The sequence below is a fragment of the Vibrio sp. V01_P9A10T6 genome, from assembly GCF_963877065.1.
Classification (GTDB): domain Bacteria; phylum Pseudomonadota; class Gammaproteobacteria; order Enterobacterales; family Vibrionaceae; genus Vibrio; species Vibrio anguillarum.
Genome location: NZ_CAWNTB010000146.1, coordinates 1 through 25,085, shown reverse-complemented (window position 1 = coordinate 25,085; position 25,085 = coordinate 1). Strand labels below are relative to the sequence as shown.

The window sequence follows — 25,085 nt, the reverse complement described above, 5'->3', positions numbered from 1 at the left end:
TTTGTTTTGGGTAAGAAAATTACGAAATAAGGCATGATTTTCTAGGGCATAGCGAAGAAAAACGGCACCCATGGGTGCCGTTTGTAATGAAATAACGGAAAGTAGCCTTATTTTGTGACTTACTCTTCGATTTTGGCACCATTTTCCGTGCCAGTGATGACGACATCAGCACCTCGGTGAGCGAATAAACCAACGGTTACTACGCCGACAATCCCATTAATTTTATCTTCTAATGCTTTGGCATCAGTAATTTTTAATCCGTGCACATCCAAGATAACGTTACCGTTATCCGTTATTACGCCATGGCGGTAGGCTGGATCACCACCAAGTTTAACCAGTTGGCGTGCCACATAAGAGCGCGCCATTGGGATCACTTCAACTGGAAGTGGGAATTGACCTAGAACATCGACCGCTTTTGTACCATCAACGATACAAATGAATTTATCCGCAATAGCGGCAACGATTTTTTCTCGAGTGAGCGCAGCGCCGCCGCCTTTGATCATATCTCGCGCTGGGTTGATTTCATCTGCGCCATCAACATAAATATCGAGTTGATCAACATCATTGCAGTCGAACACTTCAATACCTAGGCCTTTTAGCTTCTCTGTTGAGGCGATAGAACTTGAAACCGCACCCTTAATATCATCTTTAATCGAACCCAGCGCATCAATGAAGTGATTCACCGTTGAACCCGTACCCACACCAACGATGCTGCCTTTTTCTACATATTTGAGTGCGGCCCAGCCGGCGGCTTTTTTCATTTCATCTTGAGTCATGCCAATCTCCTGATATCGATTTATAGTGACGGTAATGTTGCGGGGCGATTATAGCCTCAATAATTTATGATTCCCATTGCCAGATTTGGCTTGGAGTCACTATTTGAGGTAAAGGTATATCCCATGCTTCGCTCGGCAGATGAGTCACTTGTTGGCAATCATGAGCTAAACCTATGGGTAGGGCACCTTTACCCGTTTTAAACCAAGTTTCTAACGTACGATCATAATAGCCGCCGCCCATCCCGAGCCTTTGCCCTGTTTGATCAAAGGCCACCAATGGTGTGCAGATGATATCTAGCTCATTTACTGGTTTGATCAATGTTTGGTTGAGCTTGGGTTCGGCAATGCCGTATTTATTTCGCGTCATTATGGTTTGAGCATCATAGCGCAAGAACAATAAATTCCCACTCGAGAAGGGGTGTAAAACGGGAAGATAGGTCTGTTTGCCTTGTTGCCATAACCACGCTATGAGCGGTTGTGTTTCAAGCTCACCATCGGTCGCTAAGTAGAGGGCAATGTGCTGACTCGTTAAAACTTCAGGCAGTGTTGAAAAACGAGAGACAAGTTCAATTGAAGCGTGTTTTTGCTGCGTAGGTGATAGCTGTTTACGCCGCTGGCGGATGACTTGACGAAGTGTGTGTCGAGTGTTTTGCATAAGGATACCCCAGAGTGCCGTTGCGGATTTTGGCCCTTGAACCAGCTGGTTCAAGGCGGATCAGCAATGGTAACCGCAGGCTTCTCGGTACGAGCCGAGCTTGCTCAATAGCTACCAAGTACTAACCCTTTGGTGTTGCTTATCGGCTCAGGGACTTAAATCCGGCTGACAAACACTCTAGGGTAAATTTGGTTACGCTGGTAAAGACTACTGCTGTCCTAGCTTCACTTTACTGATGGCATCTTCAAGAGATGCAGCGAGCTGTTCCATGCGCTCGGTTAATTGATTTTGTTGGCCTAGGCTCTCATTGTTTTTGGTTTGCAATTCATAACAAATGTTGAGCGCAGCAATCGTGAGTAGCTTTACCTCATTGGTAACTTTAGTACGCTCTGCCATCTCTTTCAATCGGTTATCAAGATCTTGCGCCGCTTGGATTAAAGACTGCTCTTGTCCCGCAGGGCAATTCACACGAGTCAATTTTCCTAAAATTTCTACGTCTACCGCTTGATTACTCATGATGGATGAACTCTTATCGCGCTGTCTAAGATGGTGCCACTCACATGCCCATCGAGGTGGAAACTATAGGTAAAGCGGCCCTAAGATTCAAGCTTTTCAAAGCGAGCAGTAAAAAATGAGGGACTAAAAACACAGTTATTAGGCAAATTGAGTAAAAGCTACCCACAATTAACGCTTTGAGCATTTTCGCATTGGAAGCTAAGTGGTAGGATCGCGCTTATTTGATTTTATTACGAGCTTCCCATGAGCGAAAAAAAACTACCGGATTATCTTTCTCTTGCCACTGCCCTTCAATCTGCAGCACTTGCGGTTAACCCTGCTGAGTTGCATGGGTTGCTAACGGGCATGCTGGCCGGTGGTCTGGGCTTAAATGATAAGAGCTGGCAGCCACTTATTTTTGATTACACTAACGAAGGTATGGGTTGGCCAGATCGTCCGTTGACATTGGCTGAACAAGTACTCACCTTTACAATCGAAGAGCTCACTGGTAGCGGGATGGAGTTGTCACTACTGTTGCCAGATGAAGAGGCGAGTGCCAGTGTATTTGATTTGGCTGATGGCGTAGCCGACTGGGTAAATCACTTTATTTCTGGGCTTGGCTTGATTGGGGTTGTTTTGAAAAAAGCGTCCGCAGAGACTAAAGAGGCCTTGGCTGATCTAGAAGAAATTGCCAAGCTCGGTATTGATGAAGAGGATGACTTGGATGAGCAAGCTCAACTTTTGGAACACGTCATCGAGCATATAAAAGCTTGTGTGTTAACAATTCATGCTGAATTTGGTATCAAACCTCTACAAGAAACTCAGCCGACCGTGCATTAAAGAGAGATGACTGTGAAGCAATTTGATGTGATTATCGCTGGTGGGGCGATGGCCGGTGCAACACTGGCGTTGGCCTTAGATACGCTTTCTCAAGGAAAGCTTGCGATTGCTGTGGTCGAAGCGCATCCGCTGGATGATAAGCTCGCCCATCCCGGCTTTGATTCGCGTTCAATTGCTTTATCCTACGGTAGCGTGCAAATTTTGCAAAATCTCTCCTTGTGGCAGTCGCTGCAAGAGGTCGCCACCCCAATTACACATATTCATGTGTCGGATCGGTCTCATATTGGGATGACCGATATCACTTGTCAGCAACTCGATTTAGAAGCATTAGGTTACGTGGTTGAATTAGCCGATGTTGGGCAGATTTACGCGCAAAAAATGCAGCAGAGCCCGCATATTGAGTTATTTTGCCCAAGCGCGGTTCAGCAAGTGGAACGCAGTATGGATAAGGTCACTGTCACCCTTAACGATCAACGAACGATCCAAGCTAAGTTATTGGTCGCAGCTGATGGGGCTATATCGACCTGCTGCGAGCAAATCGGCCTCATCCAACAAGAGCATGATTTTGAACAGGTCGCGGTTATTGCTAATGTTGTGAGCTCAAAAGCTCACCAAGGACGAGCGTTTGAACGATTTACCGCCGATGGTCCTGTCGCGTTATTACCAATGAGTGATAATCGACTCTCTTTAGTTTGGTGTTTACCTCCCGCGAAAGCCGAGCGAGTTTTTTCACTCAGTGATGAGGGTTTTTTAGCACAGCTTCAAGATGCGTTTGGTTGGCGTTTAGGGCGAATGAATAAAGTGGGCACTCGTGCCTGCTATCCATTACAACTGCGTTATCGAGAGCAGAACATTTCACATCGTTTTGCCATTGTGGGCAATGCCGCTCAGACATTACATCCGATTGCGGGACAAGGTTTTAACTTAGGTATTCGAGATGTGGCAAGCTTGGCGGATGAGCTTATCAAGCAGCAAGCCGATGTTGGCTGCTATCGCGGTTTACAAGCTTTTTCCCAACGCCGAGAAGCGGATCGTGATGCCACCATTAAGCTGACATCATCCCTGGTGCATCTCTTTTCCAATGATTGGTTAACCACTCGTATTGGTCGCAATGTAGGCCTCATGGTGATGGATAATTTACCGTGGCTGAAAATGCCGCTACTGCGCCGAACGCTTGGCGTAGTGAATAGATAAAAGGGTCTGTATATGATGCAAAGTGTCGATATTGTCATTGTGGGTGGCGGAATGGTTGGCCTTGCACTGGCCGCCGCATTAAAGCATAGCGAACTGCGCATCGCCGTGATTGAGGGCCGAGTACCCAGCCTTGAACTTGCAGAGCTGCCGGATGTGCGAGTCTCCGCCTTAAGCCGTTCCAGTGAAATCATGTTGCGAAACCTTGGTGCATGGCAAGGTATTACTTCTCGTCGCGCTGCGCCTTATTCGGCGATGGAAGTGTGGGAACGCGATAGTTTTGCGCGGATCGAATTTAGTGCCAATCAAATGACTCAGCCGGATCTGGGACACATTGTTGAGAACCGCGTCATTCAATTAGCCTTACTCGAACAAGTACAAAAGCAAGCGAATGTGACACTCTTTATGCCCGCTCAATGCCAATCGCTGGCTGTCGGTGAAAGTGAAGCGTGGCTAACGCTCGATAACGGTCAATCACTCACCGCAAAATTGATAGTAGGAGCCGATGGCGCAAACTCTTGGGTTCGTCAGCAGCAAGACATTCCATTAACCCATTGGGATTATGGACACAGTGCGCTGGTGGCAAATGTCCGCACGGTGGAACCACATCAATCGACGGCAAGGCAAGTGTTTACACCACAAGGTCCGCTGGCCTTTTTACCTATGTCTGATCCTCATATGAGCTCAATCGTTTGGTCTACAGAGCCCAACCGAGCGCAGCGCTTGCTCAGCCTGTCTGAGCTCGAATTCAATAAGATACTGACCGCTGAGTTTGATCATCGTTTAGGTTTGTGTGAGGTGGTCGGTGAACGTGCTGCTTTCCCACTTAAAATGCGTTATGCCCGAGATTTTGCTTTACAACGAATCGCACTCGTTGGTGATGCGGCACACACCATCCATCCGCTAGCCGGGCAAGGTGTTAATTTAGGTTTACTTGATGCTGCAAGCTTAGCTCAAGAACTACTCGCGTTGTGGCATCAAGGTGAAGATATTGGCTTGCTCAAAAATTTGCGAGGTTATGAACGTTGGCGAAAAACAGAAGCCGCCAAAATGATTGCCGCGATGCAAGGTTTCAAAGATCTTTTTGAAGGTGATAACCCGGCGAAGAAACTGATCCGTGGCATTGGCATGCAGTTGGCTGGACAACTTCCTGGAGCCAAAGATGAGATTATGAAAAGAGCACTGGGTTTAAAAGGTGATTTACCTGATCTTGCCAAGAGTAAAATGGTGCTGCTTGAGCCCTAACAGTGATTAACCTAATGATGGCAAAAGGGCTGGCTTATGGCCAACCCTTTTAAAATTCTTTAATGAAACTCGTATTATGCGTAGGCGCAGCGTAGTCTCATGATTTCCTGATTTACTTCCTTCACCGTCTGAAAGTGGCGCTTGTCTGCGCGCTCTGGCAACATCAGTTTGCCATTATCGAATTCAAATTTTCCAACCCCGTAAATATAGATTCTTCCTTTAAAAAGCCGACTTACGTGTTTAGCTATCATACCTGGCGTATAGCGCTTAAACAGTCTCATACTTCGATCCTTCTGTTATTCTAACACTGCAAATTATAAATAAATTGCGCCTCTAATAGTGTGATTGCCATAGAGGAATATGCAGTTATTGGTGACTCTTTTGGATATTTGTGCTGCCGTAGGCAAAATGTTGGATAAATACCCATGTTTGCGTGATTATCTCCTCAAAATAGTGCTAACAAAAAATGCTCAGTGCACCATTCACTTGGTGCATATTAAGCACGACAAATATTACACTTTAAAGAATAGCTGCTGTTTATGGAAAGTGTTAAATTTTGGTTAAGAATTGCCTAAAAAAAAGCCCGCTTAAATAATAGGCGGGCGAATAGTCACAGATGCATTACACAAAAAGTGGATGTCCTGAAACAATCAGTGGATTCACTTTTTTGCTGGTCAGGACAACTTTTCGTTTGCCCTGACCAGCATTGTTAAGAGTACGTCAAAATAAACCTTGTGACTATTTATGTTTCAACGATGACTAAAAATTCATCCCTAATGTTGTGTGATTTAGAGAGCGATCACGTGCCAATGTAATGGATTACATTATTGCATTCTTTTTCCTGGAATTTATTCGAGATAGGCGAGTGTTAGAAAGCATACGCCTCGTAAAGAGGCGCATGGTCAATATAAGGAAGAAGCTTATTCGTCAGTAAGAGAGTAGGGGAGAGCTTGCATAAACCAACGAGTGTTTGGTTGGCTTGCAAGACGAAACTCAGTTTCTGGCTCGAGATTGTTTGGTAAGACTATTAAACCGATAGCGGTATTATCAGCAAACGTGTAGTGAACTATTAATTGCCCAGCACTACGCCAGTTTTCTCCAACTGAGCGTTCGATCATGATTGGTTGATCATTATTTAGCGGTTGCTCAATGTTGCCTTGAAGGATGTACATTGCACGCTTATTAATACCTCGATATTTAGCGCGAGCGACGGTTTCTTGACCTGTATAACACCCTTTATTAAAGCTGATACCATTAAAGGCCTGAAGATTAACGGCTTGCGGTATGTGCTCATTTTGATCCGCTTGACCAAGGACGGGGACTGCTTCTTCGATATCAAAGCGAGTCCACGTTTCCTCGGTGACTTTCAGAGCTTCACTTTGCGTCATGAGCTGTTGCGCGGTTTGCTCTGAAACAAGTAGTAGCCAACGTTGGGATGAAATTTTGATGGCGCTACCGCCGTCAATCAAACGCACTTCACCTTCATCCGCCGTTAATGTATTGATATATTGCTCAGCTTGTTCGCCCATAACACCCAGAGTGATGTCTTGGCTCTGGCTGATATTGACCTTAGAAAAAATAGCGTATTTTTTCAGCTCTCTTAATTCAGCCTCTATCGCTGATAAAGGCTGGAACATCGCATAACCATCGTGATGATGGAACAGGCGAAAGACGGACCATACTTTGCCTTTCGCATCACAATGGGCGCCTAAGGTTGACTGTGTTGGTTCAAGAGTGACGACATTACAGGTCACTTGGCCTTGCAAATAGGCTTTTTTATCATTGCCTGAAATGATGATAGCGCCCCAGGATGCAAGATGAGTCAGCATCAGTGGTGGAAGTGAGTCATTGGCGGTTACTGCGAGAGGTGTCAATGTGTTTTGCCAGTCCATAGTCGTTACCTAAAGAGAATCTTGAGCCCCATGTTAATCCGGAAATTTTTTTTTGTCAGCTTGAACAGGGACTGTGACTCATCTACTAGTTGTCTCTTCATCCAGTTGATACACTCGACGCAAATAAACATAAGGTGAGGAAAACCGATGTACACCACTGAAGAAAAAGCAAGAATCAAGTGGGCATGCCGTCGTGGAATGTTAGAGCTCGATGTGGTTGTGATGCCGTTCTTTGAAGAGTGCTTTGATTCTCTGAATGAAAATGAGCAACGAGATTTCGTTTCCCTACTTGAGTCTGACGACCCTGATCTATTTACTTGGATTATGGGACATGGTCGTAGCGAAAATCTTGGGCATGCGGCCATGGTGGATAAAATTGTTGCCCACAACCTCAGCAAAGTGCGTTAATTTCGTATTATTTCCTTCCCATTTTGCCCGCATTACTAACTTCATTTTTTTGATGATAGCCGTGTGGGCATTATTGATATCGCCCATTCCACTTGTAACGCTCCCCTTATTTTACGCACCTCTTATCACGGCGCAAAAGAGTACCTCACTGTTAGTCCCTAGCTTAATCGGCCAATTCAAGCTCACGAGTCACGGTGAGTGGCAATGTGCCGACCAGAACCTGTCCATTGAAAAGGTTTCTACACAGTTTGCGTTTATGGTGTTGATCATTTATGCACAACAAGGTAAGCGCTATCTAGTGTGGCGTGACAGCTGTGTGGAAGCGGATTATCGCCGCTTATTGGTGCAGCTTCGGCAGGTTACCCATAACCAATCACCAACAATAAAGGAGCGATAAACGCTCCTTTATTCATTCGGTCAACTTGACGCTAACAGATGATCGTTGGCGAGCTTACTCGTCTGGCGTTAAGATCGTTGGGCCACTATTTTCGGCTAACTCTGGATAATCGAGCGTGTAGTGCAAACCGCGGCTCTCTTTACGTTGCATTGCACAACGCACCATCAACTCTGCCACTTGCAGTAAGTTACGCAGCTCAAGCAGGTTATTTGAAACGCGGAAATGACTATAGTATTCGTGGGTTTCTTGTTGCAGTAATTGAATGCGGCGTAGTGCTCGCTCTAAGCGCTTATCTGTGCGGACAATCCCCATGTAATCCCACATAAATAGGCGCAGTTCATGCCAGTTATGTTGGATTACGACCTCTTCATCAGAGTTATTGACCTTACTTTCATCCCAACCGGGTAAGCTTGGTGGGAGCTGAGCCGTTGGTAATCCTTTTAAAATATCCTTTGCCGCTGACCAGGCATAAACGACGCATTCTAGTAGAGAGTTCGACGCCATTCGGTTAGCACCGTGCAAACCGGTGTAGCTAACTTCGCCGATCGCATACAGGTTATGCAGATCCGTTTTACCTTGTTTATTGACAATAACGCCACCACAAGTGTAGTGCGCCGCAGGAACAATCGGAATCGGCTCTTTGGTCATATCAATGCCCAAATCCATCAAGCGTGTATAAATGGTTGGGAAATGTTTTTCAATAAAATCGGCCGGCTTGTGGCTGATGTCCAGATACATACAATCAGCACCTAAACGCTTCATCTCATAGTCGATGGCGCGAGCCACGATATCACGAGGAGCCAGTTCGGCACGTTCATCAAAATCGAGCATGAATCGTGAACCGTCTGGGCGTCTTAAAAAAGCGCCTTCGCCACGTAGTGCTTCTGTCAGTAGGAAATTACGTGCTTCAGGGTGGAAAAGACAAGTTGGATGGAATTGATTGAACTCAAGGTTCGCCACTCGGCATCCTGCACGCCACGCCATTGCGATACCATCACCTGAGGAAACATCAGGGTTAGAGGTATATTGATACACTTTTGAGGCGCCGCCCGTGGCTAAAACGACAAACTTAGCGCGGATCGTTTCAACGTGTTCCTCATTGCGGTTCCAAATATAAGCGCCAACCACTCTTTTTTTATCACCACCGATTTTATCTTCGGTGATTAAATCCAGTGCATTGTGACGTTCAAGGATAGTAATGTTGGGGTGATTATGAACATTGTCTTGCAAGGAGGTTTGCATTGCCATGCCAGTGGCATCAGCCGCGTGCAAGATGCGGCGATGACTATGGCCGCCTTCACGAGTTAAGTGATAGCGAGGTGCTTCATCACTGTCATTCTCTTCTCTGTCAAAAGGAACGCCGCCATCGATAAGCCACTGAACACACTCTTTAGCATGCTCGGCTATGAAACGGACAGTATCCTCTTCACAGATCCCTGCGCCCGCAATTTGAGTGTCTTCGACGTGTGACTCAATACTGTCTGATTCGTCAAAAACAGCGGCAATCCCCCCTTGGGCGTAATAAGTGGCACCTTCACTGCGTGGTCCCTTACTCAGTACAATGACTTTACTGTGTTTTGCTACGCGTAGTGCGAGCGATAAACCCGCTGCGCCACTGCCTACGACTAATACATCGCATAGATGTTCACGGTTTGCGTTCATAAAACTTTTAAATTCCCGAACTAGAGTAGAGTTGTCCAACTCTCATTTTAAATATGCATTGCATGTATCTATACTCTTGAAGTGATTCAGCCGCAAGGTTTATCCACTAACGGTATCGCTATGGCTTCAAGCCAATAGCAGTAGAGAAAGATTTGATGCAATACTTTGTAAATGCCATTGTCTTTCGTCTTATCGACCCTCACTATATTGGGGATCCCCTATAGTGAAATTAGATCACATTTATTGAATAATGCTTGGCAAATATTTTTAGACAGAATGGAACTTTCTATTCTCCCTTGAGTCACAATAGTGCTCATGTAAGCGGTGGTGTCAATACTACATTTTGCATAATGAATGCCCATATCTGAGAAGGTAAGGGGAATAACAATAGGAGTACAGGCTCGAATGAACGAGCAGCTGACCGATCAAGTATTGATTGAGCGAGTTCAGAGTGGAGATAAGCAAGCATTTAACCTTTTGGTTTTAAGGTACCAAAATAAAGTCTGCAACCTTATTTCTCGGTATGTGAGCAATTCCGGAGATGTAGCCGATGTCGCACAAGAAGCGTTCATCAAAGCGTATCGGGCTATCCCAAGTTTTCGCGGAGAGAGTGCCTTTTACACTTGGCTATACCGTATTGCTGTTAATACCGCTAAGAATCACATTGTAGCCCAAAGTCGTAGACCGCCCGCTAGCGATGTTGATGCTGAAGATGCTGAATATTACGAAAGTGGCAACGCATTAAAAGAAATATCGAACCCTGAGAACATTACGTTGTCGAAAGAATTGCAGCGGGTCGTTTTTGGTGCGATAGAAGCGTTGCCTGAAGATTTGAAAACTGCGATGACCTTGCGTGAACTGGATGGTTTAAGTTACGAGGAAATAGCAGAAGTCATGGATTGTCCTGTAGGAACGGTGCGTTCTCGCATCTTCCGTGCTCGTGAAGCGGTAGAAAAGAAGATTAAACCTCTTTTATAGCGCTCAAACTGGTAACGAAAATGGTGAATAAATAATGGCTGACAAAGAAAGACTTTCAGCACTCATGGATGGGGAAATGGTCGATAAAGCGCTCATTCAAGAATTAGAGCTCGACCAAGAAAGTTTGCAAACGTGGAAAAATTACCATTTGGTTGGTGATGTGATGCGTGGAGATGCCCCAGTCCGAGCTGAGTGGGATATTGCACAGAGCGTTGCGTTAGCATTGGATGACGAACCCGCACACAGTCGTTTACAATCTGCTTCGGTTATTGATTTTCGTGATGCAAGCCGTGAGTCTCAGCCGACGCCAGCTCAAGCTCGTCGGCAGTTACCGGCTTGGCTTTCCCAATTTGGCCAGGTTGCGGTTGCTGCGTGTGTGTCGTTTGTGGTGATTTTAGGTGTTCAACAATACGGTGGCCGTGATTCAGGAGTGAATCAAAACGACCAATTACCCGTACTGCAAACCATTCCGTTGGCTGGCAGCGCAGAGCCAGTGAGCTTAACGCGTGATTCAGTAGAGCGCCAAACCAGCGAAAGCCGCGTGCAAGAACAACGTCGCCGCGTAAACGCATTATTGCAAGACTACGAGCTGCAACTTCGCCTGAACAGTGAAAGTGCAAGCCCACATAACGATGTACTTGAATCGGTAGTTGAATGAATAAATTCCTGATCAGTGCACTGGCGCTGTTCAGTTTGAACTCTACATTAGCCTTTGCAGAAGACCAACCTGCAGAGGCTTTGTTGCTTCAAATGAACGAGGCCAGTCAGCATTTAAATTATGAGCTGTCTTACATTCTGATTAAGAAAAACAGCATCGATCCACTGCTGTATCGTCATGCAAGTCAAGGCGATCAGCAATTTGCGCATCTCGTTTATCTCAGCGGCCCGATCCGTGAAGTAATTCGCCGTGGTAATGAAGTGAGTTACATTGAACCTGGGGTAGAACCGTTCACCATTGAGTCAAGCACTATGGTTGCGCCGACGATTCCGATGCTAACCAGCAATGTCACTGAATTAGGCCGTTACTACGATTTCGTCAAAGTTGGCCGTGCACGTGAAGCGGGCACGGCTTGCCAAGTGGTGCGAGTGGTGCCGAAAGATGGCTTACGCTATTCCTATATTTTGTGGGTAGATGAAACCAGTAACTTGCCATTGCGAGCTGATTTAGTCGATCGCGACGGCGAGGTGCTTGAGCAATATCGCACTATCTCTTACGCCATTAGCGACAAATTAGCGCAGGCGATGCAAGGGCTAAATGACGTTGAGTTACCCGAGGTATTAACGTTACCGAAAGGCAACCTTACGGAAAGTTTTTGGCAAGTGAGTTGGAAACCTGAAGGCTTTGAACCCAAAGAGCTTAACCGTTATCGTATGGCTATTACTGAGCGTTTGGTAGAGAGCCAGATGTTCAGTGATGGGCTATTTAGTTTTTCTGTCTATATTTCCGATAGTGACAACCATTCGCTGAAAGGCCAACTGGTTCGTCAAGGCCGCCGTACCTTGCATAGTGTGGTGAAAGGAAACAATGAAATCTCAGTGGTCGGTGATATTCCACCGGCAACGGCGCAGCGCATTGCTCAATCGGTGACGTTTGTCCAGCCTGCGGCGTCCTCAACAGAGGTAACCAAACCATGATGACGGCGCTAGCAACAGTCACCGCTGTTCAACCTGATGCTAAAGGGTTTCACGTTGAACTCAGTTGTCAGCAGCAGACCAGTTGCAGCAGTTGTTCGTCCTCCAAAAGCTGTGGTACTGGGATCGTATCGAAAGCGATTGGTAACAAAGCGCTGTTATGGCAACTCGATACGAAAAAACCAGTGAAGCAAGGCCAGACGGTTGAAATCGGTTTCCCCGAAAAAAGCTTGCTTCAATCGGCAGCCTTAGTGTATTTGGTGCCGCTTTTTATGATGATGTTTGGCGCTTGGCTGGGTGAGAGCCTCTTGGCCCCTTGGCTCGGTTTAGGTGAGGGCATCGTGATCATCACGGCCGCTGTTTTTATCGCGCTGGGGATCGGAATTGCCAAACGTTGCTCTGTGGTTCTTGAAAAACGATCGCAGCAAGAGGTGGTTTTGGTCCGAGTCCTTGGTGAACCTATCGCCTAATTTATGATGCGAACCCTACCGAAATTGGGTAGAATCGGCCAACTTTATGGAAACGCCGCTTGATGTGGCTTTCTTATGTCCCTTTTTTCAAGAGTTTAGTCATCCCAAATCTATGAAGCACATTCGTAACTTTTCGATTATCGCCCACATCGACCATGGTAAGTCGACCCTATCTGACCGTTTGATCCAAGTTTGTGGTGGATTAAGTGATCGTGAAATGGAATCTCAAGTTCTAGACTCTATGGACCTTGAGCGTGAGCGTGGCATCACCATCAAAGCACAGAGTGTGACGCTCGATTACAAAGCAAACGATGGCGAGACATACCAGCTCAACTTTATCGATACTCCTGGACACGTTGACTTTTCTTATGAAGTTTCCCGTTCTTTAGCTGCCTGTGAAGGTGCTCTATTGGTAGTGGATGCTGGTCAAGGCGTTGAAGCGCAAACATTGGCTAACTGTTATACCGCCATTGAAATGGACCTTGAAGTTGTCCCAATCCTAAATAAGATTGATTTGCCAGCCGCAGAGCCTGAACGCGTAGCGGAAGAAATTGAAGATATCGTCGGCATCGATGCTATTGATGCAGTGCGCTGCTCTGCGAAAACAGGCCTTGGCGTGGATGAAGTGCTAGAAAAAATCGTTTCTGGTATTCCGGCTCCTGAGGGCGATCCTGCTGCGCCGCTGCAAGCGTTAATCATCGATTCTTGGTTTGATAACTACTTAGGTGTTGTCTCTTTAGTGCGAGTGAAAAATGGTGCGCTGAAGAAAAATGACAAGATTAAAGTGATGAGCACAGGCCAAACTTGGGGTATTGACCGTTTAGGTATTTTTACGCCAAAACAAGTCGACAAAACCATGTTGAACACTGGTGAAGTGGGCTGGGTGGTTTGTGGTATTAAAGACATTCTCGGCGCTCCAGTGGGGGATACTCTGACCAGCGCGAAAGATCCGTGTGAAAAAGCATTGCCAGGTTTTAAAAAAGTGAAACCGCAGGTGTATGCGGGGCTTTTCCCTGTCTCTTCTGATGATTACGAAAACTTTCGTGATGCGTTAGGTAAACTGAGCCTAAACGATGCCTCGTTATTCTATGAGCCAGAAAGTTCGGCCGCCCTTGGTTTTGGTTTCCGTTGTGGTTTCTTGGGTATGCTCCACATGGAGATTATTCAAGAGCGTTTAGAGCGCGAATACGATCTTGACCTTATCACCACTGCGCCAACGGTAGTCTATGAAGTTAAGAAGACCGATGGCACGATGCTTTATGTTGATAGCCCTGCTAAATTGCCTGCGGTGAACGACATTGAAGAGATTCGTGAACCGATTGCGCGTTGTAACATTTTGACCCCTTCTGAATATTTGGGTAACGTCATTATGTTGTGCGTTGAAAAACGTGGCGTGCAGGTTGATATGGTCTATCACGGTAACCAAGTAGCCTTGACTTATGATGTGCCGATGGCCGAAGTGGTACTTGATTTCTTTGACCGCTTGAAGTCAACTTCTCGTGGTTATGCATCACTTGATTATGGTTTCCAACGCTTTGAAGCTTCAAGCATGGTCCGTGTGGATATCTTGCTAAATGGTGACAAAGTGGATGCGCTAGCCATCATCACTCACAAAGACAATTCGCAAACGCGTGGTCGTCAAGTGGTTGAGAAAATGAAAGAGTTTATCCCTCGCCAAATGTTTGATATTGCGATTCAAGCGGCGATCGGTAACCACATTATTGCTCGTTCAACCGTGAAGCAGCTGCGTAAAAACGTACTGGCGAAATGTTACGGTGGTGATATTAGCCGTAAGAAAAAACTGCTTAAGAAACAGAAAGAAGGTAAGAAGCGCATGAAGCAAATTGGTAATGTTGAGTTGCCACAAGAAGCCTTCCTTGCCATTTTGCACGTAGGTAAAGATTAAGCATTGCTTTGGCTTTCTTATGCATGCAGCAGTCACCATTAAGTGAAAGAGTTTCGGCTCTTTCACTTTCGTATTTTTAGATAAGGGAACTCCATGGCGAATACATTTTCACTCATCTTGGTGATCGTCACATTAGTGACCGGCATAGTTTGGGTGCTGGAGAAGTTGGTGTGGGCGAAAAAACGTCAACAGAAGATGGCCGCTATTGAAGCGCAAACTAACGGCTTGGATGACAAACTCAGCGCCAAAATTTCCGCGCAACCTTGGTGGATTGAAAACAGTGTTTCCATCTTCCCTGTGATTGCTTTTGTGCTGGTGCTACGCTCTTTTGTGTACGAACCTTTTCAGATTCCATCTGGCTCAATGATGCCAACGTTGCTGGTGGGCGACTTCATCTTAGTTGAGAAATACGCTTACGGTTTGAAAGACCCAGTATGGCGTACTCAACTGGTCGAAACTGGTAAACCAGAGCGTGGTGATGTCGTGGTCTTTAAATACCCGCCGCAACCAAGCATTGACTACATCAAGCGCGTGGTCGGCATGCCGGGCGATACAGTTCGTTATAGCAGCAACAAAGAGATTTGTATTCAAGCTCAAGGTTCAACAGAATGTAAACAGGTCAAACTGTCCAATGTTGAAGAGAGTGAGTTCAACCAAAATGGCATCCCTTTAATTCAAGTGAATGAAAAGTTAGGTCAGGTTGAACACCAAATTTTGATCAATCCATTGCGTCGTGATCGTGTTGATGCTTATCAACCACGCCATGGCGTTAATGAATGGGTTGTTCCTCAAGGTCAGTATTTTGTGATGGGTGATAACCGTGACAACAGTGCTGATAGCCGTTACTGGGGCTTTGTTCCAGAAGCAAACTTAGTCGGTAAAGCGGTCGGTATTTGGATAAGTTTTGAATTTGAACGTGGTGCCGATAGCGTTTTACCTTCGTGGATCCCAACTGGTGTGCGTTTTAACCGCATTGGTGGCATTAACTAGGCTAGCTTTGGCTAGCCATCACTACATCGAGAGAGCATGAATTCTCCAATTAGTAAATTAGAAACTAAACTCGGTTATTCATTTAATGATCCCGAGTTTATTTCCTTAGCACTGACACATCGCAGTGCAAATGGTAAGCACAATGAACGTCTTGAGTTTCTGGGCGATTCAATTTTAAGTTTTGTCATCGCTGATGAGCTGTACCACCGTTTCCCTAAAATTAACGAAGGGGATATGAGTCGTATGCGCGCTACGCTTGTGCGTGGTCACACATTGGCTGAACTGGGCAGAGAATTTTGCCTAGGAGATTACTTAAAATTAGGTCCAGGTGAGTTGAAAAGTGGTGGTTTCCGCCGTGATTCAATCCTTGCTGATGCCGTAGAAGCCATCATTGGTGCGATTTATTTAGACAGCGATACCGAAGTAGTACGACGTATTATTTTGAGCTGGTATCAAGAGCGCCTTGACGCCATTGAGCCGGGCGTATCGCAAAAAGACCCAAAAACTCGCCTACAAGAGTTTCTGCAAGGTAGAAGAAAGCAACTGCCTATCTACACAGTGACTAATATTAAAGGTGAAGCACACAACCAAGAATTTACGGTATCGTGTGATGTAGCAGGAATGGGAACGCCTGTAATTGGTAAAGGCACCAGTCGTCGTAAAGCTGAACAATCGGCGGCTGAAATTGCACTAGAGCAACTGACAAATGGCTGATAACGAATTTGATTTGGATGCGTACTTCGCATCAAACACCAACAGCAATGAAGCAACTCCGGAAAGTGGTGAGCAGCACTGTGGTTTTATCGCCATTGTGGGTCGCCCCAATGTCGGGAAATCAACCCTGCTGAATAACTTACTGGGACAAAAGATATCCATCACATCGCGCAAGCCTCAAACCACTCGTCACCGCATTATGGGTGTCGATACAGAGGGGCCGTACCAAGCGATTTACGTTGATACTCCGGGGTTACACATCGAAGAAAAACGTGCGATTAATCGCTTGATGAACCGTGCGGCAAGTAGTTCACTCAGTGATGTAAACTTAGTGCTGTTTTTAGTCGATGGCACTCAGTGGACCGCCGATGATGAAATGGTGCTCAACAAGTTACGCAATGCTAATTTCCCTGTAGTGTTGTGTGTCAATAAAGTCGATAACGTGAAAGATCGTAACGATGTAATGATGCACATGTTAGAGCTATCGAAGAAGATGGAATTTGTTGATGTCGTGCCGATTGCGGCAAAACATGGCAAAAACGTCGATGTATTGCGCAAACATGTGCGTGAGCATTTACCTCAAGCCACGCATCACTTCCCCGAAGAGTATGTGACTGATCGCTCACAGCGTTTCATGGCTTCCGAGATTGTGCGTGAAAAACTGATGCGCTTTACTGGTGAAGAGCTGCCGTATTCAGTAACCGTTGAAATTGAACGTTTTGACTATAACCCTGAAACCGATGGTTTTCATATTAACGCGTTGATCCTCGTTGAACGCAGCGGCCAGAAAAAAATGGTGATCGGCAAAGGTGGTGAAAAAATCAAAACCATCGGCCGTGAAGCGCGTTTAGACATGGAAGAGTTGTTTGGTCGCAAGGTTTACCTAGAAACTTGGGTGAAAGTGAAATCCGGGTGGGCAGATGATGAACGTGCTCTTCGTAGCCTTGGTTATATTGACGATCTATAACCTCTATTCGAGGTGGGCGAGAACATCGCTCACCTTTGAGTGCTGATATGTCAGACGGTTTACAGCGCTGTTTTGTCCTTCATCGACGTCCTTATAGCGAGTCAAGCCTAATCCTTGATGTGTTTAGCGAGGAGTATGGCCGCGTTACCTTAATGTCCAAAGGCGCACGCAGTAAACGATCGAACTTAAAAGGTGCACTGCAACCTTTTACCCCCTTATTGCTCAAATGGTCAGGCAACGGTTCAATGAAAACCTTACGCCAAGCTGAACCGATTAGCCTTGGCTTACCGCTCAGTGGTATTCATCTCTATTCTGCCATGTACGTCAATGAGCTGATTGGCCGCGTGCTTGCGCAAGAAGTGCCTTGCCCAGGTCTGTTCCATGATTATCTGCATGCACTCACCGAGTTAGCTCAGTGTGAAAATCCAGAACCAGCACTGCGCCGTTTTGAACTCGCGTTGCTAGCTTCAATGGGTTATGGCGTTGATTTCTTGCATTGCGCCGGAACGGGAGAAGCCATCGATCCTCGCATGACTTATCGCTATCGCGAGCAAAAAGGTTTTATCGCTTCTGTTAGGCGCGATAACCTCACGTTTATGGGCGATGAGTTGATTGCCATTAGTGAGCGGCGCTTTGTCAGTAAAGAGCAGCTTCAAGCGGCAAAACGCTTTACACGCATAGCGTTAAAGCCGTATCTTGGCGGCAAACCTTTAAAAAGCAGGGAGCTTTTCCTGCCCATGTCTAGTTTTTCCAGAATACGGAGTATAGGAAAATGAGCGCAATTTACTTAGGCGTTAATATTGATCACATCGCCACGTTACGAAATGCCCGCGGTACTAAATACCCAGATCCCGTGCATGCTGCTGAAATGGCAGAGCGTGCCGGAGCCGATGGCATTACCATTCACCTACGTGAAGACCGACGCCATATCAAGGATCGCGATGTGCGTATTTTACGCGAGACGTTGCAAACTCGAATGAACCTCGAGATGGCCGTTACCGACGAAATGATTGATATTGCTCTGCAAACTCAGCCTGAATTTGTGTGTTTAGTGCCTGAAAAGCGTGAAGAACTAACGACGGAAGGTGGGCTGGACGTATTAGGACAGCTTGACAAAGTGAAAGCGGCAACCGAAAAACTGACCGCTGCAGGCATCAAAGTCTCTCTATTTATTGATGCTGATCGTGAGCAGATTAACGCAGCTAAAACTTGCGGTGCACCGTTTATTGAATTGCATACTGGTCATTACGCCGATGCAACAACCGAAGCGGATCAGCAAGATGAGTTAAAGAAAATTGCGGCGGCTGCGAGTTATGCAAGTGATTTGGGCATTACGGTGAACGCTGGTCACGGTTTGACTTACCACAACGTAGCTGCCATTGCTGCACTGCCTGAAATTTACGAACTCAACATTGGGCACTCGATTATCGGGCGTGCTGTATTTGATGGTTTGGAGAAGTCGGTCGCCGATATGAAAGCCATCATGCAAGCGGCTCGCAAATAAGGTCTACCGATGGCGATTATCGGCTTAGGGACTGATATTGCGGAAATTGAACGCATAGAAAAAGCATTGTCACGCAGTGGCGATGCTTTTGCCGAGCGGGTGCTAACCCAAGATGAATTGACTGTGTTCTATTCGCTCAAGAAAAAAGGGCGCTATTTAGCGAAACGTTTTGCCGCTAAAGAAGCGGCATCTAAAGCGCTTGGTACGGGTATTGCGCATGGTGTTAGCTTTCAGGATTTTACCGTCACCAACGACGCCAACGGAAAACCCGTGCTAACACTATCAGGTAAGGCTAAACAGTTGGCTGCCACAGCCAATGTGAATCACATTCACCTAACCATTTCTGATGAGCGTCATTATGCGGTGGCGACGGTGATTTTAGAGTCTTAATCTGTCAATCTCCTCTGCTTGCTGACGAGCAAATACTGCTGAGCGGCAAGCCCCTTTTTTCATTCGGTTAAATTGTCTCTTGGGTTAAATTGCTCATTCGCTTAAATACGGTTTAGCGGTGGCGATTACTTTGTCCATCTCATCTTGTAATTCAAATAACTCCGGTTCGACATCGCTGATGGATTTGCCTGAGCGCAATGCCTGTTCGAGCGCCGCGCACACTTTTTTCAAGCGGGGTACGCCACTGTATGAGCAACTGCCGTGCAGTTTATGAATATGGTGCAGTAGATCTTGTGTAGGGTATTCATCGTCTTCCAACGCCATACTGACGACTTGGTTCACCTGCGGAATCGAATCAACTAGCATCTGTAGCAGCTCTTTGGCCAAATCTTCCTTGTTGGCTGATTGTTTAAGTGCACTTTGCCAGTCAATGATAATGGTGTGATTAGGCTGCTCAGCTTCCTGTGACGGCGACGGTATAACTTGTTCTGTGAGTTGTAATTTCTCCAACTGTTTACGGTTGGCGTAGGGGTTCCAGTGTGCTAACACTTGCTGCAATATGTGCTCTTCAATTGGCTTAGTGAGGTAATCATCCATTCCTTCTTTCAGCAGACGATCGCGCTCTCCGATCATGGCATGAGCCGTTACCGCAATCACGGGCGTTTGGTGATTGAGTACCGTTTTCTTAATTTCCTGGCAAGCGGTGACCCCATCCATCTGTGGCATTTGGATGTCCATCAAAATCATATCAAATTTCTGGCGGCTTGCTTGTTCGACCGCTTCTTGGCCATTCGTGCAAGCAATGACGGTTTCAACACGTTCTTGCAGCAGGGCCATGATCAGTTTGAGGTTGGCAGGGTTATCATCCACCGCCATTACCTTCAGGGGCAGTGTATCGAGTGTGATCGGTAGATCTTGAATGGCAGGCTGTACTGGTTGGTGCGCGATTAACAGTTGCAGCAATTTTTTACGTGACAGTGGCTTGGTAATGCACTGCACTGGATGATGCTGCATTAAATAATCGGATAGTGCGAGCTCGGTACTTGGTGTACCGATAATCACGTTGTCGGCAAGCTGAATAGCCTTTGTGACCCACTGCTCAACCAAATCTAAATCAGTCTCTCTACTTGGGGCTAAATTGAGTAATACATAATCGAAGCGATCCGTTTCTTCTGGCATCACCGCTCGATATGTGACGCTCAACCCTGCCTGCACCAACATTTGCTGAACGATAGAGGCCGCTTGCATATTGGGCTCAACGAGCAACAATTGTTTATTGCTCAAAATATGTGGGTCAAGCCAGTCACTCATCGGCATTTCAGTGGTATTGAGACGCAGCGTAAACCAGAAAGTGGAACCTTGGTGAAGACGGCTGGTGAGGCTAATTTCGCCGCCCATGTGGCTGACCAATTTTTGAGTAATAACCAAACCAAGCCCAGTGCCGCCGTAGCGACGAGAAATACTGGCATCGGCTTGGCTAAAGGCTTGGAACAGCTGTGCTTGTTGGCGCTCTGAAATACCAATGCCGGTGTCGCGCACCATAAATTGCAGCTCAACCACATTGTCGCGTTGTGAGCGCAATTCAACACTGATGTCGATGTTGCCACGTTCGGTGAACTTAATCGAGTTACCGACAAGGTTGGTCAACACCTGTTGGATACGAAGTGGGTCACCTACCAAGCCTGCTGGGATTTTTTGATCCACTTTAAGAGTGATTTCCAATCCTTTTTCATGCGCACTGGTCGCTTGGAGGTTAACCACCTCTTCCAAACTCTCTTGAAACTCGAACGGAATATTTTCCAGCGCTAACTTACCGGCTTCTAGCTTGGAGAAATCCAAAATGTCATTGATGATGTTCAATAAGTTATTGGCTGATTTTTCAATGGTTTGTAAGTAATCTGCTTGGCTATTAGTCAACTGGGTTTTGAGCATTTGGCGGGTGAAGCCAATGACACCGTTAAGCGGCGTGCGCAGCTCATGGGACATGTTGGCAAGAAATTCTGATTTTATGCGCGCGGCTTCTTGGGCGCGTTTTTTGGCAATGTCCAATTCAACGTTTTGGATCTCTAACTGCTCTAAGGTTTCTCGCAAATCCGAGGTGGCTTGGTCGATACTGTGCTGCATTTCGACGTGATATTCCGATAGCGACACCGCCATCGCGTTGATCCCTTTTTTGAGCGAATCTAACTCACCGTGCATTTTGCCTTCGATCCGCACATCAAGGTGGCCGCGACGAATTCTATCCACCATGTTTTTCATGTGTGAGATAGGGCGAGTCACATCGTGCAGGAGCCGGAATGCGAACATTCCCGATAAACCTAGCCCAAGCGCAAGCACTAAAAAGGCGGAAAAGACCTCTTGATACTGTTGTAAACGCAATGAAGAGAGATCCAACTCAATCGCGATATAGCCGAGCGCAGGCGTTGATGTATTGGCATTTATGCCTTCGGTTAGACGGTTTTCAGCCAAAATTGGCGTGCGCAGTATTAAAGTGTTCTCGGTGAGATTTGAGCTGCTTAAAACCGGAATGGGTTTCTCTTTTGGATAAGTTAAGCTTTCAAAGTTAGGGTGGAAGTTCGAGGTGACAAACAGTTCGTGGTTGGCGTCAAATACCGCAATACTGCGGACAAATTTAGAGTTTTTCCGATGCGCGTAGCTGATAATACGGCGCACCGACTCACGGCTTTGGTTTTTTAAGGCGTCTTCACTAGCAATGGCCAAGGGCTCAATGATGCTTGCCCCCGCATTGATCACCTGTTTTTCCAGATCATGGTAGCGATTGAATGAGAAAAAAGCACTGAGCAACAAGCCGATAATTAAGGTTGGAGCTAAGGTTAAAGTAATAACGCGCGCGCGTAAGCCATATCTGGTCATTATTGTCTAAACATCGTGGTGTGGATATGGGAAAATAGACCGCAATTTGATGAGCAAGCCTGTACGAAAATCGTTTAATTGACGGCTAGCTTAATCAAGTCGAGTAAGTTCGACAATCATCCCCGCACTAAATAGTGACGCTAGGGCAAAAAACATCGATTTAATTTTACTTAGGCACAGAGCATGGCACGTTTTTTCCAACCGAAAAAGAAAGCGCAATTAGAAACAAAACATCAAACGGTATTGATTGAACGTCTTGATCATCAAGGTTCTGGTATCGCTTATCAACACAATAAACTGCTTTTTGTTGATGGCACGCTGCCCGGTGAGCAAGTGCTGATGCAGCTAACTGAAAGCAAAAGTAAATACTCTCGCGGTCAGTTGATTAAAGTCTTAACGGCCAGTGAACAACGCGTGACGCCATTTTGTCGCCATTACGGTCAATGTGGTGGTTGCGATCTGCAGCATTTAGAGCACAGTGCGCAAGTGGCGCACAAAGAGCAAACACTCTCGCAATTGATGAGTAAATTCGCCGGTCAAACGTTGGCATTGAGCCCCGCAATAAGTTGCGCCGATAAAGGCTATCGCCGCCGCGCCCGCATCAGCGTGTTGTGGGACAAAAAGCAGCAACAGCTGCAATTTGGCTTTCGCAAAAAGCAGAGCAAGCAAATCGTTAACGTGACGGACTGCCCAGTGCTAGAACCACAACTCAACACGCTACTTACACCTATCCAAGCGCTGTTAACGCAATTTAAATCTCAGCAAGCGATTGGCCATGTTGAATTGGTGCTGGGTGATCAAGGCGCGGTGATGGTGTTACGCCATCTTCAGCCGCTGCCAAGTGAAGATCACGCGGCGCTGCTGGCGTTTGCTCAGCAGCATCATCTCACTTTGTATGTGATGCCAGAAAGCGATCAGCTCGAACGTCTTCACGGAGAGATGGCAAGCTACCGTGAAACCGGATCAGTTATCGAATTTTTGCCCTCCAACTTTATTCAAGTCAATCGCCAAGTAAACCAAAAAATGGTGGCTCAAGCATTGGAATGGTTAGCTTTGACTGATGATGACCGAGTGTTGGACCTATTTTGTGGCGTAGGGAACTTTAGTTTGCCGATGGCCCAATACGCTCAATCGGTAGTGGGCATTGAAGGTGTGGATGAGATGGTTGAGCAAGCGACACAAAACGCGCAGCGCAATCAAATCGAGAATATCACGTTCTACCAAGCAAATTTGGAACAAGATATGTCAACGCAAGCGTGGGCAAAGCAAAAATTTGCTAAAGTACTACTCGACCCAGCGCGAGCCGGGGCGGCAGGTATTGTCGACCAATTGGCTAAGCTCGGTGCTCAGCGCGTGGTGTACGTTTCTTGTAACCCGGCAACACTGGCAAGAGACAGTCAAAGTTTACTCAGCCAAGGTTATAAGTTGGTAAAACTTGGCATGTTGGATATGTTTCCACACACCAGTCATTTAGAATCAATGGCGCTATTTGTAAAAAGTCGGTAGACAGAGAACTAACTCAGTCGAAGTTAGTCGAATACCACAAACTATAAAACTAGGACGAATCAGATGGTTGCGGTACGAAGCGCACACTTGAATCCAGACGAACAGTTTGAGCTAGATAAATGGATTGCGAGTTTACATCAAGATAAAAGCACAGCTTCTAAACTGACGGATGTCTACCGTCAGTGTGAAACGTTATTAGAAGGTCATGCCAAAGGACCGCTACTGCTGTGGCGCGGCCGTGAAATGATCGAAATCCTGATTACCTTATCGATGGATCGCGCCACTTTAGTCGCGGCTCAGCTCTTTCCTATCGTCAGTAGTGGGCTTTTTGACCGTGAAGTATTAGAAGAGACCTATGGTAAAGGCATAGTGAAGCTGATTGATGGTGTCGAAGAGATGGCGGCACTTGGTCAGTTAAACGTCACCTTGCAAGGCAGTGAAGCTTCAGAGCAGGTGGATAACGTTCGCCGCATGCTGCTTGCGATGGTAGATGATTTTCGTTGCGTGGTGATCAAATTAGCGGAGCGCATTTGTAATTTACGTGAAGTAAAAGATGAACCTGACGAAATTCGCCGTGTGGCGGCCAAAGAGTGCGCCAATATCTATGCCCCTTTAGCAAACCGCTTGGGCATTGGTCAGCTCAAATGGGAAATTGAAGATTACGCATTTCGCTACCAGCAGTCCGATACCTATAAACAAATTGCTAAGCAGCTTTCCGAGCGCCGCATCGTGCGCGAACAATATATTCACGATTTTGTCGAAGATCTGCGCGCCGAGATGAAGCTTTCTCATATCAATGCCGAAGTGAGTGGCCGTCCGAAACACATCTATAGCATCTGGCGCAAAATGCAGAAGAAAGGGTTGGCTTTCGATGAACTGTTTGATGTGCGTGCGGTTCGCATTATTGCTGATCAACTGCAAGACTGTTACGCCGCCTTGGGCGTTGTTCATACCAAATACAAACACCTGCCTAGCGAATTTGATGATTACGTTGCTAATCCGAAACCGAATGGCTATCAATCCATTCATACGGTGATTTTAGGGCCAGAAGGCAAAACCATCGAAATTCAAATTCGTACTAAGCAGATGCATGAAGAGTCTGAACTTGGGGTTGCTGCGCACTGGAAATATAAAGAGGGCGCAACGGTTGCCCGCAGCGGTTACGATGAGAAAATTACTTGGTTGCGTAAGCTTCTTGATTGGCAAGAAGAGATGTCTGATTCGGGTGAGATGATCGACGAGCTGCGTAGCCAGGTGTTTGATGATCGCGTTTACGCCTTTACACCTCGTGGTGATGTGGTTGATTTACCCATGGGAGCCACGCCGCTCGATTTTGCCTACCATATTCACTCTGAAGTGGGGCATCGCTGCATCGGTGCCAAAGTCGCGGGTCGTATTGTTCCATTTACTCATAAATTATCTATGGGTGATCAAGTCGAAATCATCACTCAGAAAGAGCCGAATCCGTCGCGTGATTGGCTAAATCCAGCAACGGGGTTTGTTCATTCAGGCCGTGCGCGCGCCAAGATTAACGCTTGGTTCCGTAAACAAGGCCGCGAGAAAAACCTTGAAGCCGGACGAGAGATCCTCGAA

General features: G+C 46.4%; 25 protein-coding genes and 1 other RNA gene. 18 read left to right on the top strand and 8 right to left on the bottom strand.

Annotated elements, in window-relative coordinates; all coding sequences use genetic code 11:
* Positions 1-119: 119 nt before the first annotated feature.
* The 4 genes from rpiA to AACQ21_RS08980 form a co-directional block, all read right to left on the bottom strand.
* The gene (rpiA, locus tag AACQ21_RS08995) at positions 120-776 is read right to left on the bottom strand and encodes a ribose-5-phosphate isomerase RpiA (RefSeq protein WP_010319820.1); all 657 of its coding nucleotides are present in this window, start codon (positions 774-776) and stop codon (positions 120-122) included.
* 64 nt (positions 777-840) lie between these two features.
* Positions 841-1,431, bottom strand: a complete 591-nt coding sequence (locus AACQ21_RS08990; protein WP_047691486.1) for a 5-formyltetrahydrofolate cyclo-ligase — start codon at positions 1,429-1,431, stop codon at positions 841-843.
* A gap of 2 nt (positions 1,432-1,433) precedes the next feature.
* Positions 1,434-1,618: non-coding RNA, 6S RNA (gene ssrS / locus AACQ21_RS08985), on the bottom strand.
* A gap of 20 nt (positions 1,619-1,638) precedes the next feature.
* The gene (locus tag AACQ21_RS08980) at positions 1,639-1,947 is read right to left on the bottom strand and encodes a cell division protein ZapA (protein WP_010319818.1); all 309 of its coding nucleotides are present in this window, start codon (positions 1,945-1,947) and stop codon (positions 1,639-1,641) included.
* A 243-nt stretch (positions 1,948-2,190) separates the two neighbouring features.
* On the opposite strand from AACQ21_RS08980, the gene AACQ21_RS08975 reads away from it, so the two are divergent.
* The 3 genes from AACQ21_RS08975 to AACQ21_RS08965 are packed head-to-tail and all read left to right on the top strand — an operon-like array spanning position 2,191 to position 5,202.
* Positions 2,191-2,766, top strand: a complete 576-nt coding sequence (locus AACQ21_RS08975) for a YecA/YgfB family protein (RefSeq protein ID WP_017046479.1) — start codon at positions 2,191-2,193, stop codon at positions 2,764-2,766.
* A gap of 12 nt (positions 2,767-2,778) precedes the next feature.
* Positions 2,779-3,960, top strand: a complete 1,182-nt coding sequence (ubiH, locus tag AACQ21_RS08970; RefSeq protein WP_170895604.1) for a 2-octaprenyl-6-methoxyphenyl hydroxylase — start codon at positions 2,779-2,781, stop codon at positions 3,958-3,960.
* A gap of 12 nt (positions 3,961-3,972) precedes the next feature.
* On the top strand, positions 3,973-5,202 hold the full coding sequence (locus AACQ21_RS08965) for an FAD-dependent 2-octaprenylphenol hydroxylase (protein WP_017048689.1): 1,230 nt from the start codon (positions 3,973-3,975) through the stop codon (positions 5,200-5,202).
* A gap of 74 nt (positions 5,203-5,276) precedes the next feature.
* Here AACQ21_RS08965 and AACQ21_RS08960 read toward each other — a convergent pair whose 3' ends face one another.
* Both AACQ21_RS08960 and ygfZ read right to left on the bottom strand, forming a co-directional pair.
* Positions 5,277-5,483, bottom strand: coding sequence for a DUF1107 domain-containing protein (locus AACQ21_RS08960; RefSeq protein WP_105977638.1), 207 nt, complete (start codon positions 5,481-5,483; stop codon positions 5,277-5,279).
* A 639-nt stretch (positions 5,484-6,122) separates the two neighbouring features.
* Positions 6,123-7,094 carry a tRNA-modifying protein YgfZ gene (gene ygfZ, locus AACQ21_RS08955; protein ID WP_105977637.1) on the bottom strand — a complete coding sequence of 324 codons (972 nt, stop codon included), beginning with the start codon at positions 7,092-7,094 and terminating at the stop codon, positions 6,123-6,125.
* Positions 7,095-7,241: 147 nt separating this feature from the next.
* Between ygfZ and AACQ21_RS08950 the strand changes: the two genes are divergently transcribed.
* Both AACQ21_RS08950 and AACQ21_RS08945 read left to right on the top strand, forming a co-directional pair.
* Positions 7,242-7,502: an FAD assembly factor SdhE gene (locus AACQ21_RS08950; protein WP_010319812.1), complete on the top strand. Its 261-nt coding sequence runs from the start codon at positions 7,242-7,244 to the stop codon at positions 7,500-7,502.
* Positions 7,426-7,899, top strand: a complete 474-nt coding sequence (locus tag AACQ21_RS08945; RefSeq protein ID WP_308515697.1) for a protein YgfX — start codon at positions 7,426-7,428, stop codon at positions 7,897-7,899. Before AACQ21_RS08950 ends, AACQ21_RS08945 begins: the two co-directional genes overlap by 77 nt.
* 54 nt (positions 7,900-7,953) lie before the next feature.
* Here AACQ21_RS08945 and nadB read toward each other — a convergent pair whose 3' ends face one another.
* The gene (gene nadB, locus AACQ21_RS08940) at positions 7,954-9,561 is read right to left on the bottom strand and encodes an L-aspartate oxidase (protein WP_017046483.1); all 1,608 of its coding nucleotides are present in this window, start codon (positions 9,559-9,561) and stop codon (positions 7,954-7,956) included.
* 405 nt (positions 9,562-9,966) lie between these two features.
* Between nadB and rpoE the strand changes: the two genes are divergently transcribed.
* The 11 genes from rpoE to acpS all read left to right on the top strand — a co-directional run bounded on the left by rpoE (position 9,967) and on the right by acpS (position 19,112).
* Entirely contained in the window at positions 9,967-10,539 is a 573-nt protein-coding gene (gene rpoE / locus AACQ21_RS08935; RefSeq protein ID WP_026027282.1) for an RNA polymerase sigma factor RpoE, read from the top strand.
* A gap of 34 nt (positions 10,540-10,573) precedes the next feature.
* Positions 10,574-11,197, top strand: coding sequence for a sigma-E factor negative regulatory protein (locus tag AACQ21_RS08930; protein ID WP_017046484.1), 624 nt, complete (start codon positions 10,574-10,576; stop codon positions 11,195-11,197).
* A complete protein-coding gene (rseB, locus tag AACQ21_RS08925; RefSeq protein WP_017050475.1) occupies positions 11,194-12,174 on the top strand; it encodes a sigma-E factor regulatory protein RseB in 981 nt (326 codons plus the stop codon). Before AACQ21_RS08930 ends, rseB begins: the two co-directional genes overlap by 4 nt.
* Positions 12,171-12,641, top strand: a complete 471-nt coding sequence (locus AACQ21_RS08920) for a SoxR reducing system RseC family protein (protein WP_017046485.1) — start codon at positions 12,171-12,173, stop codon at positions 12,639-12,641. The genes rseB and AACQ21_RS08920 overlap by 4 nt, the downstream gene beginning before the upstream one ends.
* A 112-nt stretch (positions 12,642-12,753) precedes the next feature.
* Positions 12,754-14,547, top strand: a complete 1,794-nt coding sequence (gene lepA / locus AACQ21_RS08915; protein WP_026027281.1) for a translation elongation factor 4 — start codon at positions 12,754-12,756, stop codon at positions 14,545-14,547.
* A gap of 93 nt (positions 14,548-14,640) precedes the next feature.
* Complete coding sequence (gene lepB, locus AACQ21_RS08910; RefSeq protein ID WP_013856032.1) at positions 14,641-15,537, top strand: signal peptidase I; 897 nt, start codon at positions 14,641-14,643, stop codon at positions 15,535-15,537.
* Between the two features lie 36 nt (positions 15,538-15,573).
* Positions 15,574-16,251, top strand: coding sequence for a ribonuclease III (gene rnc / locus AACQ21_RS08905; protein WP_010319803.1), 678 nt, complete (start codon positions 15,574-15,576; stop codon positions 16,249-16,251).
* A complete protein-coding gene (gene era / locus AACQ21_RS08900) occupies positions 16,244-17,218 on the top strand; it encodes a GTPase Era (RefSeq protein ID WP_010319802.1) in 975 nt (324 codons plus the stop codon). Before rnc ends, era begins: the two co-directional genes overlap by 8 nt.
* 47 nt (positions 17,219-17,265) lie before the next feature.
* Complete coding sequence (gene recO, locus AACQ21_RS08895) at positions 17,266-17,994, top strand: DNA repair protein RecO (RefSeq protein ID WP_041769075.1); 729 nt, start codon at positions 17,266-17,268, stop codon at positions 17,992-17,994.
* A complete protein-coding gene (gene pdxJ / locus AACQ21_RS08890; protein ID WP_013856034.1) occupies positions 17,991-18,722 on the top strand; it encodes a pyridoxine 5'-phosphate synthase in 732 nt (243 codons plus the stop codon). The genes recO and pdxJ overlap by 4 nt, the downstream gene beginning before the upstream one ends.
* A gap of 9 nt (positions 18,723-18,731) precedes the next feature.
* Positions 18,732-19,112 carry a holo-ACP synthase gene (gene acpS, locus AACQ21_RS08885; RefSeq protein ID WP_105977636.1) on the top strand — a complete coding sequence of 127 codons (381 nt, stop codon included), beginning with the start codon at positions 18,732-18,734 and terminating at the stop codon, positions 19,110-19,112.
* A gap of 93 nt (positions 19,113-19,205) precedes the next feature.
* Here the strand turns inward: acpS and barA are convergent, their stop codons facing one another.
* Entirely contained in the window at positions 19,206-21,986 is a 2,781-nt protein-coding gene (gene barA, locus AACQ21_RS08880) for a two-component sensor histidine kinase BarA (protein ID WP_105977635.1), read from the bottom strand.
* Positions 21,987-22,169: 183 nt separating this feature from the next.
* On the opposite strand from barA, the gene rlmD reads away from it, so the two are divergent.
* Positions 22,170-23,492, top strand: coding sequence for a 23S rRNA (uracil(1939)-C(5))-methyltransferase RlmD (rlmD, locus tag AACQ21_RS08875; protein ID WP_105977634.1), 1,323 nt, complete (start codon positions 22,170-22,172; stop codon positions 23,490-23,492).
* Between the two features lie 63 nt (positions 23,493-23,555).
* Positions 23,556-25,085 (top strand): GTP diphosphokinase (gene relA / locus AACQ21_RS08870; RefSeq protein ID WP_105977633.1); only part of this gene is annotated, 1,530 nt, incomplete at its 3' end.